Source organism: Pseudonocardia xishanensis (assembly GCF_039541715.1).
Taxonomy (GTDB): Bacteria; Actinomycetota; Actinomycetes; order Mycobacteriales; family Pseudonocardiaceae; genus Pseudonocardia; species Pseudonocardia xishanensis.
This window is the reverse complement of record NZ_BAABGT010000027.1, coordinates 91871-108063: the sequence shown is the minus strand read 5'-3', so window position 1 is coordinate 108063 and position 16193 is coordinate 91871. Positions and strand designations below refer to the sequence as shown.

Genomic DNA, 16193 nt, shown 5'->3' with positions numbered 1-16193 from the left:
TCACCGATCCTGCACGATCAGCCCGGTGAGCCGCAGGCGGTTGATCGCGGCCAGCTCGCTGCGCGTGCGGGCGGCCTCCTCCTCGGCGGTGTTGCCCAGCCGATCCTGCAGCACCGCCAGCAGCTCGTCCGCGGTGCGCCCGGAGGCGCACACCAGGTAGACGTGGCCGAACCGGCGCTCGTACTCGGCGTTGCCCTCGGCCATCGCGGCCCTGACCTGCTCGGAGGCGCCCGCCATGCCCGCCTGTTCCTTGGCGGACGAGCCCGAGTGCACCCGTTCGCCGATGCGCGGGTGGCCCGCGAGCGGGCCGGTGAGGTCGTCCAGGTCCGCCAGTGCGGCGTCGGCGGCGGCCAGCAACGAGTCCAGGTCGCCGTACGGACGGCCCGCCGCGACCCGGTCGGCCCAGGTCACGGACGAGCACACCGCCACCAGGGCGGCGACGGCGTCGGGACGGGGGAGCGCGTCGAACGCAGCGGTGCTGGTCACGCGGAACAGGATGGCGGGCGTGGGGGATCAGGGGGAAACCCGGATACGTCACAGGCACGGGGCCGGCACCATGGCGGGGTGAACGAGCCGATCCGCCCCGAGGACATGCGGGTCTCCGACGCCGACCGCGCGGTCACCGCCCGCCACCTGCAGTGGGCCCAGGGCGAGGGCCTGCTCGACCTGGACGAGTTCGACACCCGGACCTCCGAGCTGTGGAAGGCGCGGACGCGCGGCGACCTGGCTCGGCTGGTCCGCGACCTCCCCGCCGTCCCGGCGCGGGTCCCCGCCACGAGCGACCGCAAGCCGAAGGTCTTCTCCGACACCGGCGGCGGCACCGCGATGCGGGTGCTGACGATCATCTTCACGTCGATCACCGTGGTGAACCTGGTGGCGTGGGGGATCGTGTCGCTGACCGCCGGCGAGGCGGTCTACCCGTGGTTCCTGTGGAGCGGCATCCCCCCGCTGGCCGTCCTGCTCACCCTCTACGGCTTCGGCATCGGCCGCCCCGAGCGGGACTAGGCGAGCTCCGCCGAGCCCACCAGCATCCGGATCGCCTCGGCCACCTCGGCGCCGGTCGGGGCGGTGTCCGGGTCGAGGACCCACTGGACCATCAGGCCCGTGAGCAGGGACTGGTAGAAGCCGCCCAGGACACGGGCGCGGCGGTCGGCCTCCACGGCGTCGTCCGGAAGGGCGTGGAACATCGAGGCGAGCTCCTCGCGGGTCTCGCGCTGGGACCCGACCAGGGCGTCGTGCAGCCGGGGCGAGCGGGCCGCCTCGGCCAGGGACTCGACGTAGGTGGTCCAGAGCTTCCGGTCGGTGCGGAACAGCTCGACGATCGCCGACCAGGTCTGCGTGACCCGGTCGTCCGGCGACGCGGCGGGATCGACCCGGCCGAGCGCGGCGTCGAGCGCCTGGGCCCACTCGTTCGCGCCGCGGACCGCGGCCTCGGTGAGCAGCGCGTCCTTCGAGCCGAAGTGGTAGCCGATCGAGGCGAGGTTGGTGCCGGACACGGCGACGACGTCCCGGGCGGTGGTGCGGCCGAACCCCTTGGTGTACAAGCAGTCCGCAGCGCCGTCCAGCAGGTCCTCGCGATGTCCCATGGGCGGCGACACTAGCGGACCCCAAGATCATGACAGGTGTGTGGGACGGACGTGTAGCTCACGTCGTGCGGCTGTGCAGGAAGGCCGACGACAGCCCGACGACGCCGCCCGCGGCCAGCACCGGCAGGCCCGGGCCCGGCTGCACGAGGGCGGCGAGGTCCCCGGTCAGCCTGCCCAGCGAGGTGAGGTCGAGCGCCGCGACGCCGGCGGCCGCGAGCCCCGCCATTGCCGCGAGGATCCGCAGCGGCACACCGGCGCGGGACTGGAAGCGCAGCGCCGCGGCGAGCAGCAGTGCGCCCCCGGCGCCGACGGCGATCCGGCCGTCGGCCCCGTCCAGGCCGGTGATCGGCAGGGCGCCGCCCACCGTGGCCCAGGGCAGGACCACAGCCGCTGCGACGAGCCCGGCACCCAGGATTCCGACCACCGCACCGAGCGGGAACCGCCTGCGCGCCTTCGGGATCCGCCGGGAGACGAACCCGATCGGCGAGCCCAGCGGCGCATCCGGCATCGGCGGCCGCGGGGCGGGCGGGCGCGGGGCGGTGGGGATCAGGCTGGTCGGCGGGTCGAGGGGACCGGCCGCGTGCGGTCGGGTGCGGCGCCGCGGCGACGGGATGGCGGGCGGCGGCGAGCCCGGGCGGGCGGGTCCGCCCTGCCCGGGCCGGTCGTCGGCGCGGACGGGGGCGTGGGGGTCGTGGCCGGTCGTCATCGAGTGCCTCCCTCTCCCTGCAGTCGGATCGGGCCGGGGTGTCCGTTACGCCGGATAGACAGGCAACCGTGGAGTTGCCTATCATCGACCCGTGTCCGAGGAGGTGTTCCGCGCTCTCGCCGACCGCCACCGCAGGCTGCTGCTCGACCGGCTGCGGGAGCGGGACGGCCAGACGCTGCGCGAGCTGTGCGCCGGGCTGGACGTGACCCGGCAGGCCGTCACCAAGCACCTCGCGGTGCTGGAGGCGGCGGGTCTGGTCGCCACCACCCGGCACGGCCGCGAGAAGCGCCACCACCTGGACAGTGCGCCGATCGACGAGGTCGCCGCCCGCTGGATCGGCCGGTACGCCCGCCCGCGCGTGCAGGCGTCGACCGAGCTCAAGACCGCCCTGGAGGCCGCCGTGTCCGAGACCGAGTTCGTGTACACCACCTACATCCACACCACCCCGGAGCAGCTCTGGCGGGCGCTCACCGAGCCCGCGTTCACCCGGCGGTACTGGGGCGTGGAGTTCACCACGGACTGGCGCGCGGGGGCGCCGATGACCTGGGTGGAGAACGGACGCGAGACCGTCGATCCGGAGCAGGTCGTGCTGGAGGCCGATCCGCCTCGCCGGCTCGCCTACACCTGGCACACCGTCACGCCGGAGTGGGCCGAGGCGGCGGGAATCGACGCCGAGACCCTGGCCCGGCTCGGGGCGGAGCGGCGGTCGAAGGTGACCTTCGACCTGGACGTCGAGGGGGATGTCGTCAGGCTGCGGGTCGTGCACTCGGACCTGGGCGAGACGATCGCGGCCATGGTCGCCGAGGGCTGGCCGCGGTTGGTCTCGGAGCTCAAGACCCTGCTGGAGACGACGGATCGGTGATCTCCCGGAGCCGGCCGAGGGTCCCGCGCAGCGCAGCCCTGGCCGCCGACCTGGTCCGGAGGCGCGCCTTCCCCTTCCACGCGCAGAAGCGCGTGCCGGGCCGCGAGCTGATCGCCACGGACATCGACCGGCGGCGCGGCGGGGGCGAGCCGCCCGAGGCGCCGATGGGCGAGCTGTTGCTGCTGCTCACCGGTTGCGTCGTCACTTCTGACTACGTCCCGTAATGAGCCGTCACCGATCCCGATAGGCCGTTCAGCGGACGATGATTCCGCTGATCGAACTCTCGGGGGGAACAGATGACCGCCACGCAGCAGTGGAGCAGCACCGTCCAGTCCGCGCCGAAGGGCAACCGGCCCGCGACGGCCGGGTTCGTGCTCGGGCTGGTCGGGCTGCTCGCAGGCCTGGTGCCGTTCCTCGGTCTCGTCGTGACGGTCCCCGCGGTGCTGGCCTCCCGCGCGGGCCGGGCCCGGTTCCGCGCGGGCGCGGCGGCGACCCCGGGCCGCAGCGGTGCCGGGCTCGTCCTCGGCGCGATCGGGACCGGGCTGTGCGTGCTGATGAGTGTGGTCGCGGTCGTCGGTGCCGCGAACGCCGCGCCGAAGCCGGTCGTCGCCGTCGCTTCGGTGGCTGCCCCGGTGCCGGCCGCGCCGGTGCTGCTGACCGTGCCGAACGTCGTCGGGATGAGCGATGTGCAGGCCCGCGAGACGCTGCGGCTGGCCGGGTTCACCACGGTCCAGCTCGGCCCGTCGACGGGGTCGGTCGCCGGGGTCGCGGCGGGGACCGTGACCTCGCAGCTGCCCGGGACCGGCGCGCAGGCCTCCGCCGGTGACCCGATCACGCTCGGCGAGGCCGCCGAGCCGCCGGTGGTCGCGCCCGCGCCCGCACCGGTCGTCACGCCGCAGCCCGTCGCCCGGCAGCCGGTGGCCCCGCAGCCCGTCGCCCAGCAGCCCGTCGCGAGCCGGCGTTCGGTCCCGGCCGCCGCCCCGCAGCCCGTCGCCGCAGCGCCGCGGGTCGTGGCACCCGACCCGGCCCCGGCGAGCGCGTACTACGCCGACTGCTCCGCGGCCAGGGCCGCGGGCGCCGCCCCGCTGCACCGCGGCGACGCCGGCTACCGCAGCGCCCTCGACCGCGACAACGACGGCGTGGCCTGCGAGTAGCGAATTCGGGTGCGGAGCAGGCCGCGCGGTGGCAGCGTCACCGCGTGGTCGAGGTCCGGACGGCGGCGGGGCGGGTGCGCGGCAGAACCGAGGCGGGTGTCGCGGTCTTCCGCGGCATCCCGTTCGCGGAACCGCCGGTCGGAAGGCTGCGGTTCGCCGCCCCCGCTCCCCGCAGGCCGTGGACGGGCGTGCGGGACGCGTCGGTGTTCGGGCCGCCGCCCCCACAGCCGGGGCTGTCCGACGCGGGCGAGGACTGGCTCACGCTCAACGTCTGGTCCCCCGACCTGGCGGCGGGCCTGCCCGTCATGGTCTGGATCCACGGCGGCGCCTACGCCGTCGGCACGTCCGGCCTCCCGGAGTACGACGGCTCCCGGCTCGCCCGGGACGGGATCGTGCTGGTCACCCTGAACTACCGGGTGGGCGTCGAGGGGTTCGCGCACCTCGAGGGCGCTCCCGCGAACCGGGGTCTGCTGGACCAGGTCGCCGCGCCGGAGTGGGTGCGGGAGAACATCCACGGCTTCGGCGGCGATCCGGCGCGGGTCACGGTGTTCGGGGAGTCGGCGGGGGGAGGGTCGGTCGCCGCGCTGCTCGCGATGCCGCGGGCCGCGGGGCTGTTCCGGCGTGCCGTCGCGCAGAGCGTGCCGGGCACCTTCTTCACCCCGGAGCTCGCCCGCGACATCGCCGGGGCGTGCGCGGCCGAGCTCGGGTGTGCGGCGACCGTCGCGGAGCTCTCCGGCGTGGATCCCGGGCTGCTCACCGCGGCGGCCGAGGAGGTCACCGCGGGTCTGGGCGCCCGCGTCGGGCGGTGGGGGCGGGCGGCGCACCGCTCGATCCTGTTCGCGCCCGTCGTCGACGGGGACGTCCTACCCACCACGCCCTGGGAGGCGCGGCACGGCGTCGACCTGCTCGTCGGGCACACCCGGGACGAGCACCGGCTGTTCACCGCGATCGCGCCGCCCACCGAGGAGCAGATCACCACCTCGGTGGCGGTGTTCGCGCCGGAGCCCTACCCCGCCGCCGAGCCCCTGCCGCTCTACGAGTGGGTGCTCGGCGACTGGCTGTTCCGCATGCCGTCGCTGCACCTCGCCGAGCGGGCGGGAACCGCCTGGGTCTACGAGCTGACCTGGTCCGGTGTGCTGGGTGCCTGCCACGGGCTGGACGTCCCGCTCGTCTTCGGCAACCTCCATCACGGGCAGCCCGCGGCGCTGATCGGGGACCCCGCCGCCGCCGAGGCGGTCTCGGCGCACATGCGCGCCGCCTGGATCGCCTTCGCGACCGGCGGAGACCCCGGCTGGCCCCGCTTCGACACCGGGCTCGTGCGGCTGTTCGACACCGAACCCGTCGTGGCGCCGTACCCGGAGGTCGAGTCGCGGCGGATCTGGCGGGACCACGACTTCGCCCCGCTGGGGCTGTGCTGATGCGCGGGTTCGACGAGCTGGTCGACGAGGCCGCCGCCGCGGATGTCGGCGGCTGGGGCTACGGCCGGCTGGACGGTCGCGCCACCGAGGAACGAACGTCGGGCCGAGCTCGGCGTTCGAGCTGATCGAGCGGTTCGACGCCGCGACACCCGCACAGCGTCGGGCGCGGCACCCGGCGGACGAGGTGGCCGCGGCCGAGGCGGCCGGGCTCGAGGTGCGGGAGGTCCGGACGGCGTGGTGCCGGATGGAGTTCTTCGACGTCGAGCGCCATGCGGAGGTGCTGCGCCGCATCGACGCCGAGATCAGGTCGACGGGCCCACTCGTCGCGCACTCGATCCGGCACCGCGCCCGGTGACACGACGAAGGCCCAGGTCGGAAGCGACCTGGGCCTTGGTTGTCGGGGTGACAGGATTTGAACCTGCGACCTCTTCGTCCCGAACGAAGCGCGCTACCAAGCTGCGCCACACCCCGAATGGCCCGCCCTGCGAGCCGTGGAGAACTCTACCTGACCGATCCCGCGGCCTGCGCGGGGGTTGCCTTCGGGGCGGCCGGGCCGGTGGGCCGGGGGACGAGGGTCAGCAGGCTCGCCTCCGGCGGGCAGGCGAAGCGCACCGGGGCGTAGGGCGAGGTGCCCATCCCCGCCGACACGTGCAGCCAGGTGTGGGTCCCCCAGCGCGAGGCCCCGCGGGCGCGGGACCGGTCGATCCCGCAGTTGGTGACGAGCGCGCCGTACCCGGGCAGCCGCAGCTGCCCGCCGTGCGTGTGGCCTGCCAGCACCAGGTCGACGCCGTCCGCCGCCATGCCGTCCAGCACCCGGGGCTCGGGTGAGTGGGTGAGGCCGAGCTTGAGGTCGGCGGTCATCGGGCCGGAGACGCTCGAGTAGCGGTCCAGCGACAGGTGCGGGTCGTCCACCCCGACGACGCCGATCCGTCGCCCGTCGACCTCCAGGAACAGCCGCTGGTGGGTCGCGTCCTGCCAGCCGTGCTCGACGAACCCGGCCCGCAGGTCCCGCCACGGCAGCGGGGCGCCGTGGATCCGCCGCTGCGACCTCCTCAGGTAGCGGGCGGGGTTCTTCGGGGTGGGTCCGAAGTAGTCGTTGCTGCCGAACACGAACAGCCCCGGCCTGCGCAGCAGCGGGCCGAGGGAGGCGAGCACCCCGGGCACGGCCTTCGGGTGCGACAGGTTGTCCCCGGTGTTCACTACGAGGTCCGGCTCGAGCGCGGCCAGCTCGGCGACCCAGCGCTTCTTGCTCTCCTGGCCCGGCATGAGGTGCAGGTCGGAGACGTGCAGGATCCGCAGCGGCCTGCTGTCCACGGGGAGCACCGGCAGCGCGGCCTCCCGCAGGGTCCAGCGGCGCCGCTCGTACCCGGCGGCGTAGGCGATGCCCGCCGCGCCGGTGGTGGCGGTGCCGAGCGCGAATCGCGCGAGGGGATGCACGGGGACAAGGGTACTTTGCTCGACGTGAGCACCCTGAAGGAGAAGCTGCGCGCCGACCTGACCGCGGCCATGAAGGCCCGGGACGAGCTGGTCAAGGCCACCCTGCGGCTGACCCTGACCGCGATCGGCACCGCCGAGGTCGCCGGCACCGAGCACCGCGAGCTCTCGGACGACGAGGTGCTCAGGGTGATCGCCAAGGAGGCCAGGAAGCGGGCCGAGTCCGCCGAGGCCTTCGCAGGCGCGGGCCGCGAGGAGCTCGCCGCCCAGGAGCGGGCGGAGGGCGAGGTCCTCGCCCGCTACCTCCCCACCCAGCTCTCGGACGACGAGCTGAACGCTGTCGCCGCCCAAGCCGTGGCGGACGTCGAGACCGAGACCGGCTCCGCCCCCGGCCCGCGCCAGATGGGGCTGGTCATGAAGAAGGCCACCGCCGCCGCCCAGGGTCGAGCGGACGGCAAGCGCCTCTCCGCCGCGGTGAAGTCACTGCTCAGCTGAGGGCTCAGAGGCCGCCCCACCGGTAGCGGGCCTGCTCCTCGAGGATCCAGTCCCCCGGCGACGAGGGCCACGTGGGTGGCCACGTCGGACCGGGCCCGTGCCTGCTCGATGTCGGGGACGAGCACGCTTCGGGTACGCCGGATCGGGGACGAACAGCGGTGCCCGGTCCGCGCGGTTCCCCGCGGTCCACCCCGCCGCCACGTGGTCGGTCCGCCGGAGCTCCCCGACCTCGTACACGAACGGCCGGATCGGCCAGGAACCCCTGCCCCGCGACCTGGCGCACGAGCGCCGCGACCACCCGGAGCGTGTCCCTCGATCCCACCGCTGCACGGGCATCCTGCACGCGCTCGCGGGCGCGGTCGGGGCCCCGCGGCGAGGGACAGCTCGGCCTGCGCGAGCTGCTCGGGGGCGTCGTCAGCACCGGCGTGGAGATGTCCGACCGGCAGTCCCCGTGGACGAAGCCGGAACGCGAGGCGCCCGCCGGGTCCTCGCTCACGACCGGCTCCCGCCGTCGCCGACCGTGATCATCGTGTAGTGCTGCGGGCGCGTGATCGCACGACGTGACTTCTACTTGGCCGGGGCCTTCTTCGCCGCGGGCTTCCTGGCCGCAGGCTTGCGGGCCGGGGCCTTCTTCTTCACCGGCGCCTTGGCCCGCCGTTCGGCGAGCAGCTCGGACGCGCGCTCGTCGGTGATCTCCTCGACGGAGTCCCCCTTGCGCAGCGAGGCGTTGGTCTCGCCGTCGGTGACGTAGGGGCCGAAGCGGCCGTCCTTGATCACCATCGGCTTGTCCGTGGCGGAGTCCTTGCCCAGCTCGCGCAGCGGCGGGGTGGCCGCGGCGGTGCGGCGGCCGCGCTGCTTGGGCTGCTTGTAGATCTCCAGCGCCTCGTCCAGGGTCACCGTGAAGAGCTGCTCCTCGCTGGACAGCGACCGCGAGTCCGTGCCCTTCTTCAGGTACGGGCCGTAGCGGCCGTTCTGCGCGGTGATCTCGTCCCCGGACTCGGGGTCGTTGCCGACGAGCCGGGGCAGCGACAGCAGCTTCAGCGCGTCGTCCAGGGTGACGGTCTCGACCGTCATGTCCTTGAACAGCGAGCCGGTGCGCGGCTTGGTCTTCGCCTTCTTGGACTTCGCCGCGCCGGCCTCCGCAGCGTCGTTCTCGGGGAGCAGCTCGGTGACGAAGGGCCCGTACCGGCCCTCCTTGGCCACGATCTCGTGCCCGGTCACCGGGTCCGTCCCGAGCACGCGGCCCTCCTGCGGGACCGAGAACAGCTGCTCGGCGATCTCCTCGGTGAGCTCGTCCGGCGGCAGGTCCTCGGGCAGGTTGGCGCGCTGCGACTTGGGCTTACCCTCCGCGTCGACCTCACCGGTCGGACGCTCCATGTACGGCCCGTACCGCCCGACCCGCACGACGGCCTCGCGACCCTCGGAGTCGGTGAACAGCGGGATGGAGTTGATCGTGCGGGCGTCGATCTCCTCGAGGTTCACGCCGACGAGCTTCTTCAGCCCGCCCGCCTTCGCCACCGAGCCCTCGGCGCTCGCGCCGTCTCCGAAGTAGAAGCCGTTCAGCCACGCGATCCGGGTCAGGTTGCCGGACGAGATGGCGTCCAGCTCGTCCTCCATCGCCGCGGTGAAGTCGTAGTCCACGAGCCTGCCGAAGTGGTGCTCCAGCAGCCCGACGACGGAGAAGGCGACCCACGACGGGACGAGCGCGGAACCCTTCTTCCACACGTACCCGCGGTCCTGGATCGTCTTGATGATCGACGCGTACGTCGACGGCCGACCGATCCCCAGCTCCTCCAGCTGCTTGACCAGGCTGGGCTCGCTGTAGCGGGCGGGCGGGTTGGTCGAGTGGCCCTCCGGCGTGAGCTCGGCCGCGGTGAGCGACTGGCCCTCGGCCAGGTTCGGCAGCCGGGACTCGGCGTCGTCCGCCTGGCCGCCGGAGCCCTCCTCGACGGTCTCGACGTACGCCCGGAGGAACCCGGGGAAGGTGATCGTGCGGCCCGAGGTGGCGAACACGACGTCCTCGCCGGTCGCGGCGCTGCCGTTGATCCGGATCGAGACGGTGGTGCCGCGCGCGTCCTCCATCTGGGAGGCGACGGTGCGCTGCCAGATCAGCTCGTAGAGACGGAAGTCGTCCCCGTCCACCTCGCGGGCGATCTCGCCCGGCGTGCGGAAGGTGTCGCCCGCGGGCCGGATCGCCTCGTGAGCCTCCTGGGCGTTCTTCACCTTGCGGGTGTACTGCCGAGGCGACGACGGGACGTAGGAGTCCCCGTAGAGCTCCCTGGCCTGCGCACGGGCGGCCTGGATCGCGGACGCCGACAGCGTGGTCGAGTCCGTACGCATGTAGGTGATGTAGCCGTTCTCGTACAGCCGCTGCGCGCTGCGCATCGTCCGCTCCGAGGAGAAGCGCAGCTTGCGGCCCGCCTCCTGCTGCAGCGTCGACGTCATGAACGGGGGATAGGGCTTGCGGGTGTACGGCTTCGAGTCGACCGAGGCGACGGTGAGGTCGCGGCCCTCGAGGCTCTCCGAGAGCCTGCGGGCGCTCGCCTCGTCGAGGACGGTGACCTCCGGGTTCCCCGCAGAGCCCTTGAGCTTGCCGTCCGGGCCGAAGTCCCGGCCGGTGGCGACGCGGTTGCCGTCGACGCTGACCAGACGGGAGCCGAACTGGCGCGGGGTCGCGTCCGCCCCGGCGTCCATCGTCGCGGCGATGTCCCAGTAGCCGGCGGAGACGAACGCCATCCGCTCGCGCTCGCGCTGCACGATCAGCCGCGTGGCGACCGACTGCACCCGGCCCGCCGAGAGCTTCGGCATGACCTTCTTCCACAGCACGGGGGAGACCTCGTAGCCGTAGAGGCGGTCCAGGATGCGCCGGGTCTCCTGCGCGTCGACCAGGTCCTGGTCCAGCTCGCGGGTGTTCTCCGCGGCGGCGCGGATGGCCGACTCGGTGATCTCGTGGAACACCATGCGGCGCACCGGGATGCGGGGGCGCAGGGTGTCCAGCAGGTGCCAGGCGATGGCCTCGCCCTCGCGGTCGGGGTCCGTCGCGAGGAGGAGCTCGTCCGCGTCCTTGAGCAGGTCCTTCAGCTCGGAGACCTTGGACCGCTTCTCCGGCGTGACCACGTAGAGCGGGTGGAACTCGTTGTCGACGTCCACGCCCAGCCGGGCCCACGACTCGCCCTTGTACTTGGCGGGCACGTCCGCAGCGCCGCGCGGCAGGTCGCGGATGTGGCCGACGCTCGACTCGACCACGTAGTCGTTGCCGAGGTAGGGCTGGATCTTCTTGGCCTTCGTCGGCGACTCGACGATCACGAGCCTGCGGACGCGCTCGCCCGCGGGTGCGGCCGCGGACGTCCCGTTGCGACGACCACCCCCGGACGCGGCCGTCCTGCGGCGCGTGGAGGTACCGACGGCCTTCTTCTGCGGCGTCGCCGCGGGCTCGTCGGTCTCGGTGCTCGTCGTTCCGGTTGCCACGTTGGTCCTACTCCATCCCTCCGGCCGCGCCGCCGGTCTCGTACCGGTCCGCCGCCGTCCTCCGGGTCTCGGTCGCGACGACGGAGTGGTCCGTCACCTACGGTCACTCTGCCATCGCGGTTCGACCCTGGGCCGACAGTATTGCTCTCCGCCGGTCCCGCGCCGCCACGGTCGCACATCGACCGCGGCTGTCGCATCCCTCACACCGTCGGGGGTGTCCGACGGTGACCCGGGAGCGAGTGCGCAGCGTAGCTCGCTGGTCAACCCCAGGTGAGGCCGCGGTACTGCGGCCATCCGGCGGGATCGACCCCCTCCGGAGGAGGGCCGACCAGTTCGACCAGACGTTGCATCCGCCGGACGCCTGTGATTCGCAACGCCGGACCGGCCCTCCGGCATTCCGGACCGCGGTGATGATCGGGGCAGGTCGGGAGGGGCGCGGGGCCGGCGGGCTCGGGTAGGTGCGTGAGGTCGACGAGGACGGGGCCGGGCTCGGACGCGGACCCTGCGAGGTCGACGACGGGGAGGCCGTCGGGGTCCGGCGAGTCGTCCTCGGGATCGGCGAGCCGGGGGGCGGTACCCCGGGTGCTCGGTGGGGCGGTCGCCTCCGGTGGGTCGTCCGGGTGCCGGCGGTCGGCCGGGTCGACCGGCTCGGCGCACTCCGGGCACGGGGCGAGGGTGACGCGGGCCGGCGGGAGGCCGAGGCGGGTGGTGGCGGCGATCAGCGGGTCGTGGGTGCCGGGCGCGGCGCCGTCGAGCGGGAGGAGATAGCCCCCGCGCCCGTCCGGCCTGCCGGAGGCCAGGACCCACAGCCGCAGGGCCGTGCCGTCCAGCTGGAAGCCGGCGGGCACCGTCTTGCCGCGGTCGGTGCCCGTCCACTCCCGCGCCAGGACGGCGAGATCGCGGCGGTAGGCCGTACGCAGCTCGCGCCCCGCGCAGCTGCGCTCACCGGCCTCGAACGCCAGGCCGAACGGCGCCGCGGCGGCCCGCACCTCGCGCGCCCGCGCCGAGTCGGCCAGGTCCAGGCTCAGCCGCGCGGTGATGCCGCCCCCGAAGCGCAGGATCCGGCCCGGCCCGCAGAGCATCCCGCCGAGGTCGGCGAGCGAGGTCGGCCGGGCCTCCGCCGAGAACAGCGACAGCTGGGACACGCCGGGCACGATAGAACATCTGTTCGATCAGTGGCGAGCGACTCGCCCTATCGGGGCGCCGTGATCGTCTGCAGCTGCGTGCAGTTCGCGGCCTGCTGGGCCGCCTTGTCCAGGCGCGGGGAGGTGCGCAGGTCGCCGAGCGCGTCCGGGGCGGTGACCTGCGAGAGGCTGGTCTGGGTCTCGCCGAGGGCGGCCTGGAAGGCGGGCACGTTGTTCGGGTCGGCCGCGTCCACCTTGGTCTTGGCGCCGCCGATGTCCTTCTGCAGCTGCTCGAGGCCCGCGGTGATCCGCGCGACGGTGTCGTCACCCCCGCCGACCGGGGACGGCCCGACCTGCGCGAGCTGGTCGCGGCTCTGCTGCAGGCCGGTCTGGCTCGCCGCCAGGTAGTCCGAGAGCCGCTGCTTGATGCCCGCGAGGTCGGCGCCGTCGAAGTTCGGCTGGGCGAGCACCGGTGTGGTGTAGGCGAGCACCGCGCCGCACACCCGGTCGACCCAGGCGACCGGGTCGGCGCCGCGGCCGGTCGCGGGCCGCGGGGCCGTGTCGGCCGTCGGGACTCCGGTGATCACGCTCGCGCAGCCGCTGAGCGACAACACCCCACCGAGGACGACGGCGGCGGCGAGCCGGGACGGGCGGAACACGACGCCTCCTGGGGACGGTTGACTGCGGACTGTCTGCGGACCGTGGGCGACCCTACGCGACGAACGGCGTCCGTCAGGGGCGCAGTCAGTTGCGCAGTCAGTTGCGCAGTCGGGACAGGTCCTGGCAGGCCGGAGCCTTGGCGGCGGCGTCGGTGACGGCCGCGTCCAGGCCGGCCAGTGGGTCCTGGTCGGTGTCCTGCAGGCCCAGCACCGGGGCGACGGCGCCCTCCATGTCCCGCTGCAGGGTCGACGACCTCAGGTTCAGCCCGTCCACCTGGGTGCGGGCCAGCTGGAACGCGGACCGGTAGCGCGTCAGCTGGTCCCGGAACTTGGTCACCGCCTGGTCGCCGCCCGCCACCGGAGCCGCGCCCAGCTCATCGAGCCGGCTCAGGGCGGTGTCCAGCGACGACGCCGTGTCGCCGAGGTAGACCGACAGGCTCTTGGCCTGGCCCGCCGGGTCGGCCGCCGGGGCGGGCCCGACGAGCGCGGCCTCGCGGAAGGTCGAGTACGAGCTGCACAGCCCGTTCGCCCAGTCGACGGTCTCCTGCTCGCTCGCGCCGCCGCAGCCCGCGAGGACCAGGCCGCAGACGGCCGCCGCCGCCGCGGCCGGGCGGCCCCACCGCATCCTCATCCGTCCTCCACGTGTCGGCTCCAGGGCGCTGAGACGGTAGCGGCCTGCGGTGCGGACGAACGAGGCCGCCCGCCCCGGTGGGGGACGAGCGGCCTCGTTGGTCGCCGAGAGGGCCCGCAGGTCGGGCGAGAGGACCCTGCTCCGATCAGCCCACCGGGCTGTCCGCGGGGGCGTCCTGGATGGACGACGAGCGGCGCTTGGACACCGTGACCGCCGCGACGATGATCGCCACCGCGACCAGCGCGATGATGATCCGGATCGGCGTGGACGCGCTGTCGCCCACGCTGAACACCACGACGGCCGGGGCGATCAGCACCGAGACCAGGTTCATCACCTTGATCAGCGGGTTGATGGCCGGGCCCGCGGTGTCCTTGAACGGGTCGCCGACGGTGTCCCCGATGACCGTGGCCTCGTGCGCCGGGGACCCCTTGCCGCCGTGGTTGCCGTCCTCCACGAGCTTCTTCGCGTTGTCCCAGGCACCGCCCGAGTTCGCGAGGAAGATCGCCATCAGCGTGCCGGACGCGATCGCGCCCGCGAGGTAGCCTGCCAGCGGCCCGACGCCGAGGCCGAACCCGACCGCGATCGGGGCGAAGATCGCCAGCAGGCCGGGGGTGGCGAGCTCGCGCAGCGAGTCACGGGTGCAGATGTCCACGACGCGCCCGTACTCCGGCCGCACCGTGCCCTCCATGATCCCGGGGTTCTCCCGGAACTGGCGGCGCACCTCGAACACGATGGCGCCCGCCGCCCGGGTGACCGCGTTGATCGCCAGCCCGGAGAACATGAACACCACCGAGGCGCCGATGATCACGCCGACCAGGGTGTTCGGGGCGAACACCTCGTTGGCGAACGCCGTGCCCGCGTCCTGCAGTGAGACGCCTGCCTTGGCCAGGGCCTGCGAGATCGCATCCCGGTAGGAGCCGAACAATGCGGTCGCCGCGAGCACGGCCGTGGCGATCGCGATGCCCTTGGTGATCGCCTTGGTGGTGTTCCCGACGGCGTCGAGCTCGGTGAGGATGTCGACACCCTCGCCCTCGACGTCCCCGGACATCTCCGCGATGCCCTGCGCGTTGTCCGCGACGGGGCCGAAGGTGTCCATCGCGACGATGACGCCGACCGTGGTGAGCAGGCCGGTCCCGGCCAGTGCCACGGCGAACAGCGCCACCGTGATCGAGCCGGTGGCCAGGGTGAACGCGCCGAACACCGCCGCGCTGATCACCAGCGCGGTGTAGACGGCGGACTCGAAGCCGATCGAGATACCGGACAGGATGACGGTCGCGGCGCCGGTCAGCGACGACTTCCCGACGTCCTGCACGGGCTTGTCCTCGGTGCCGGTGAAGTACCCGGTCAGCTTGAGGATGGCCGCCGCCAGCACGATGCCGATGAGCACCGCGATCGTGGCGATCACCCGCGGGTCCGCCCCGCCCATGTCCGGGACGACGGAGGAGTCCGTCGGGTTGGTCAGCCCGGACCAGCTGGACGGCAGGTAGACGAAGGCCGCGATCGCGCAGAGCACCGCGGACACCCCGGCGGAGATGTAGAAGCTGCGGTTGATCGTCTTGAGGCTGCCCTCGCCGACCCGGGTGCGGGTGATGTAGACGCCGAGCACCGCGGTCAGCACGCCGATCGCGGGGATGATCAGCGGGAACAGCAGGCCCTGCAGACCGAACGCCGCGCTGCCGAGGATCAGCGCCGCGACGAGCATGACGGCGTAGGACTCGAACAGGTCCGCGGCCATGCCCGCGCAGTCGCCGACGTTGTCCCCCACGTTGTCCGCGATGGTGGCGGCGTTGCGCGGGTCGTCCTCCGGGATGCCCTGCTCGACCTTGCCGACGAGGTCGGCGCCGACGTCCGCGGCCTTGGTGAAGATGCCGCCGCCGACCCTCATGAACATCGCGAGCAGGGCGGCGCCGAAGCCGAAGCCCTCCAGCACCTTCGGGGCCTGACCGGCGTAGACGAGCACGACGACCGAGGCCCCGAACAGCCCGAGCCCGACCGTGAACATACCGACGACGCCGCCGGTGCGAAACGCGATCCGGGTGGCCTTCTCGCGCCCTCCCGGCTCCCGCGACGCCGAGGCGACGCGGATGTTCGCGCGGGTGGCGAGCCACATGCCGAGGTAGCCGATGGTCGCGGAGAAGCCCGCGCCGATGATGAAGAAGATGGACCGGCCGATGCGTTCGCCGATGTCGTCCGCGGGAAGGGCGAACAGCAGCAGGAAGACGATCACGACGAAGATGCCGAGCGTCTTGAACTGTCGTCTGAGATAGGCCTGGGCGCCCTCCTGGACGGCCTCACCGATCCTCTGCATCTCGGGGGTGCCCGGGTCGGCGGCCAACACCTCCCGGAGCAGCTTGTAGCCGATGGCCAGGGCGGCGAGGGCGACGACGGCGACGACGCCGACGACGATCCGATCCCCCGATCCCAGCGCGAGGCCCATAGCGGGCACGGACATCCGACCTCCTGTTGCGTCGCAGTGCGTCAGGTCGTCGGCCGCAGTGGGTTGCCCCGGTCGAGATCGCGCGACGGCAGCCCTGACGTCGAGCGCCCCGGCCGCCACGACGCTGCGACGGCCGGACGCGCACGGAGAGTGTGTCCGATATCGCAGTTGAGATCCACAGCACCCTCCCCCTGGAGGGGGATGGGTGATTGAGGACAC

18 protein-coding genes and 1 tRNA gene are annotated in these 16193 nt (G+C 73.5%); 9 read left to right on the top strand and 10 right to left on the bottom strand.

What is annotated here, in order from left to right:
* Entirely contained in the window at positions 1-486 is a 486-nt protein-coding gene (gene uraD, locus ABD993_RS10160) for a 2-oxo-4-hydroxy-4-carboxy-5-ureidoimidazoline decarboxylase (RefSeq protein ID WP_345415038.1), read from the bottom strand.
* A gap of 78 nt (positions 487-564) precedes the next feature.
* Here uraD and ABD993_RS10155 point away from each other — a divergent pair, with 78 nt between their 5' ends.
* Complete coding sequence (locus ABD993_RS10155; protein WP_345415036.1) at positions 565-1005, top strand: DUF1707 SHOCT-like domain-containing protein; 441 nt, start codon at positions 565-567, stop codon at positions 1003-1005.
* Here ABD993_RS10155 and ABD993_RS10150 read toward each other — a convergent pair.
* Complete coding sequence (locus ABD993_RS10150) at positions 1002-1586, bottom strand: TetR/AcrR family transcriptional regulator (protein ID WP_345415034.1); 585 nt, start codon at positions 1584-1586, stop codon at positions 1002-1004. The genes ABD993_RS10155 and ABD993_RS10150 overlap by 4 nt on opposite strands.
* A 58-nt stretch (positions 1587-1644) precedes the next feature.
* On the bottom strand, positions 1645-2292 hold the full coding sequence (locus ABD993_RS10145) for a hypothetical protein (protein ID WP_345415032.1): 648 nt from the start codon (positions 2290-2292) through the stop codon (positions 1645-1647).
* A gap of 91 nt (positions 2293-2383) precedes the next feature.
* Between ABD993_RS10145 and ABD993_RS10140 the strand changes: the two genes are divergently transcribed.
* The 6 genes from ABD993_RS10140 (at position 2384) to ABD993_RS10115 (ending at position 6081) form a co-directional block, all read left to right on the top strand.
* Positions 2384-3154 (top strand): ArsR/SmtB family transcription factor, encoded by a 771-nt coding sequence (locus ABD993_RS10140; RefSeq protein WP_425568939.1) that lies wholly within the window; start codon positions 2384-2386, stop codon positions 3152-3154.
* Positions 3151-3378, top strand: coding sequence for a hypothetical protein (locus ABD993_RS10135; RefSeq protein ID WP_345415030.1), 228 nt, complete (start codon positions 3151-3153; stop codon positions 3376-3378). The genes ABD993_RS10140 and ABD993_RS10135 overlap by 4 nt, the downstream gene beginning before the upstream one ends.
* A gap of 72 nt (positions 3379-3450) precedes the next feature.
* Positions 3451-4308 carry an excalibur calcium-binding domain-containing protein gene (locus ABD993_RS10130; protein WP_345415028.1) on the top strand — a complete coding sequence of 286 codons (858 nt, stop codon included), beginning with the start codon at positions 3451-3453 and terminating at the stop codon, positions 4306-4308.
* Between the two features lie 44 nt (positions 4309-4352).
* Entirely contained in the window at positions 4353-5726 is a 1374-nt protein-coding gene (locus tag ABD993_RS10125; RefSeq protein ID WP_345415026.1) for a carboxylesterase/lipase family protein, read from the top strand.
* A complete protein-coding gene (locus ABD993_RS10120; protein WP_345415025.1) occupies positions 5726-5851 on the top strand; it encodes a hypothetical protein in 126 nt (41 codons plus the stop codon). The genes ABD993_RS10125 and ABD993_RS10120 overlap by 1 nt, the downstream gene beginning before the upstream one ends.
* A 59-nt stretch (positions 5852-5910) precedes the next feature.
* Positions 5911-6081, top strand: a complete 171-nt coding sequence (locus ABD993_RS10115) for a hypothetical protein (RefSeq protein WP_345415023.1) — start codon at positions 5911-5913, stop codon at positions 6079-6081.
* Positions 6082-6123: 42 nt separating this feature from the next.
* Here ABD993_RS10115 and ABD993_RS10110 read toward each other — a convergent pair.
* Positions 6124-6197: transfer RNA gene (locus ABD993_RS10110), tRNA-Pro, on the bottom strand.
* 30 nt (positions 6198-6227) lie between these two features.
* Positions 6228-7163, bottom strand: a complete 936-nt coding sequence (locus tag ABD993_RS10105; protein WP_345415021.1) for a metallophosphoesterase — start codon at positions 7161-7163, stop codon at positions 6228-6230.
* Between the two features lie 24 nt (positions 7164-7187).
* Here ABD993_RS10105 and ABD993_RS10100 point away from each other — a divergent pair, with 24 nt between their 5' ends.
* Both ABD993_RS10100 and ABD993_RS10095 read left to right on the top strand, forming a co-directional pair.
* Positions 7188-7655 (top strand): GatB/YqeY domain-containing protein, encoded by a 468-nt coding sequence (locus ABD993_RS10100; RefSeq protein WP_345415019.1) that lies wholly within the window; start codon positions 7188-7190, stop codon positions 7653-7655.
* 305 nt (positions 7656-7960) lie between these two features.
* Complete coding sequence (locus tag ABD993_RS10095; RefSeq protein ID WP_345415017.1) at positions 7961-8179, top strand: hypothetical protein; 219 nt, start codon at positions 7961-7963, stop codon at positions 8177-8179.
* A gap of 43 nt (positions 8180-8222) precedes the next feature.
* On the opposite strand, the gene topA is transcribed toward ABD993_RS10095, so the two are convergent.
* The 5 genes from topA to ABD993_RS10070 form a co-directional block, all read right to left on the bottom strand.
* Complete coding sequence (gene topA / locus ABD993_RS10090) at positions 8223-10961, bottom strand: type I DNA topoisomerase (RefSeq protein WP_345415289.1); 2739 nt, start codon at positions 10959-10961, stop codon at positions 8223-8225.
* A 422-nt stretch (positions 10962-11383) separates the two neighbouring features.
* On the bottom strand, positions 11384-12268 hold the full coding sequence (locus tag ABD993_RS10085; protein ID WP_345415015.1) for a hypothetical protein: 885 nt from the start codon (positions 12266-12268) through the stop codon (positions 11384-11386).
* Positions 12269-12315: 47 nt separating this feature from the next.
* Positions 12316-12906 carry a hypothetical protein gene (locus ABD993_RS10080; protein ID WP_345415013.1) on the bottom strand — a complete coding sequence of 197 codons (591 nt, stop codon included), beginning with the start codon at positions 12904-12906 and terminating at the stop codon, positions 12316-12318.
* Positions 12907-13003: 97 nt separating this feature from the next.
* Positions 13004-13537, bottom strand: a complete 534-nt coding sequence (locus ABD993_RS10075) for a hypothetical protein (RefSeq protein ID WP_345415011.1) — start codon at positions 13535-13537, stop codon at positions 13004-13006.
* 145 nt (positions 13538-13682) lie between these two features.
* A complete protein-coding gene (locus ABD993_RS10070) occupies positions 13683-15989 on the bottom strand; it encodes a sodium-translocating pyrophosphatase (protein WP_345415286.1) in 2307 nt (768 codons plus the stop codon).
* Between the last annotated feature and the right edge of the window lie 204 nt (positions 15990-16193).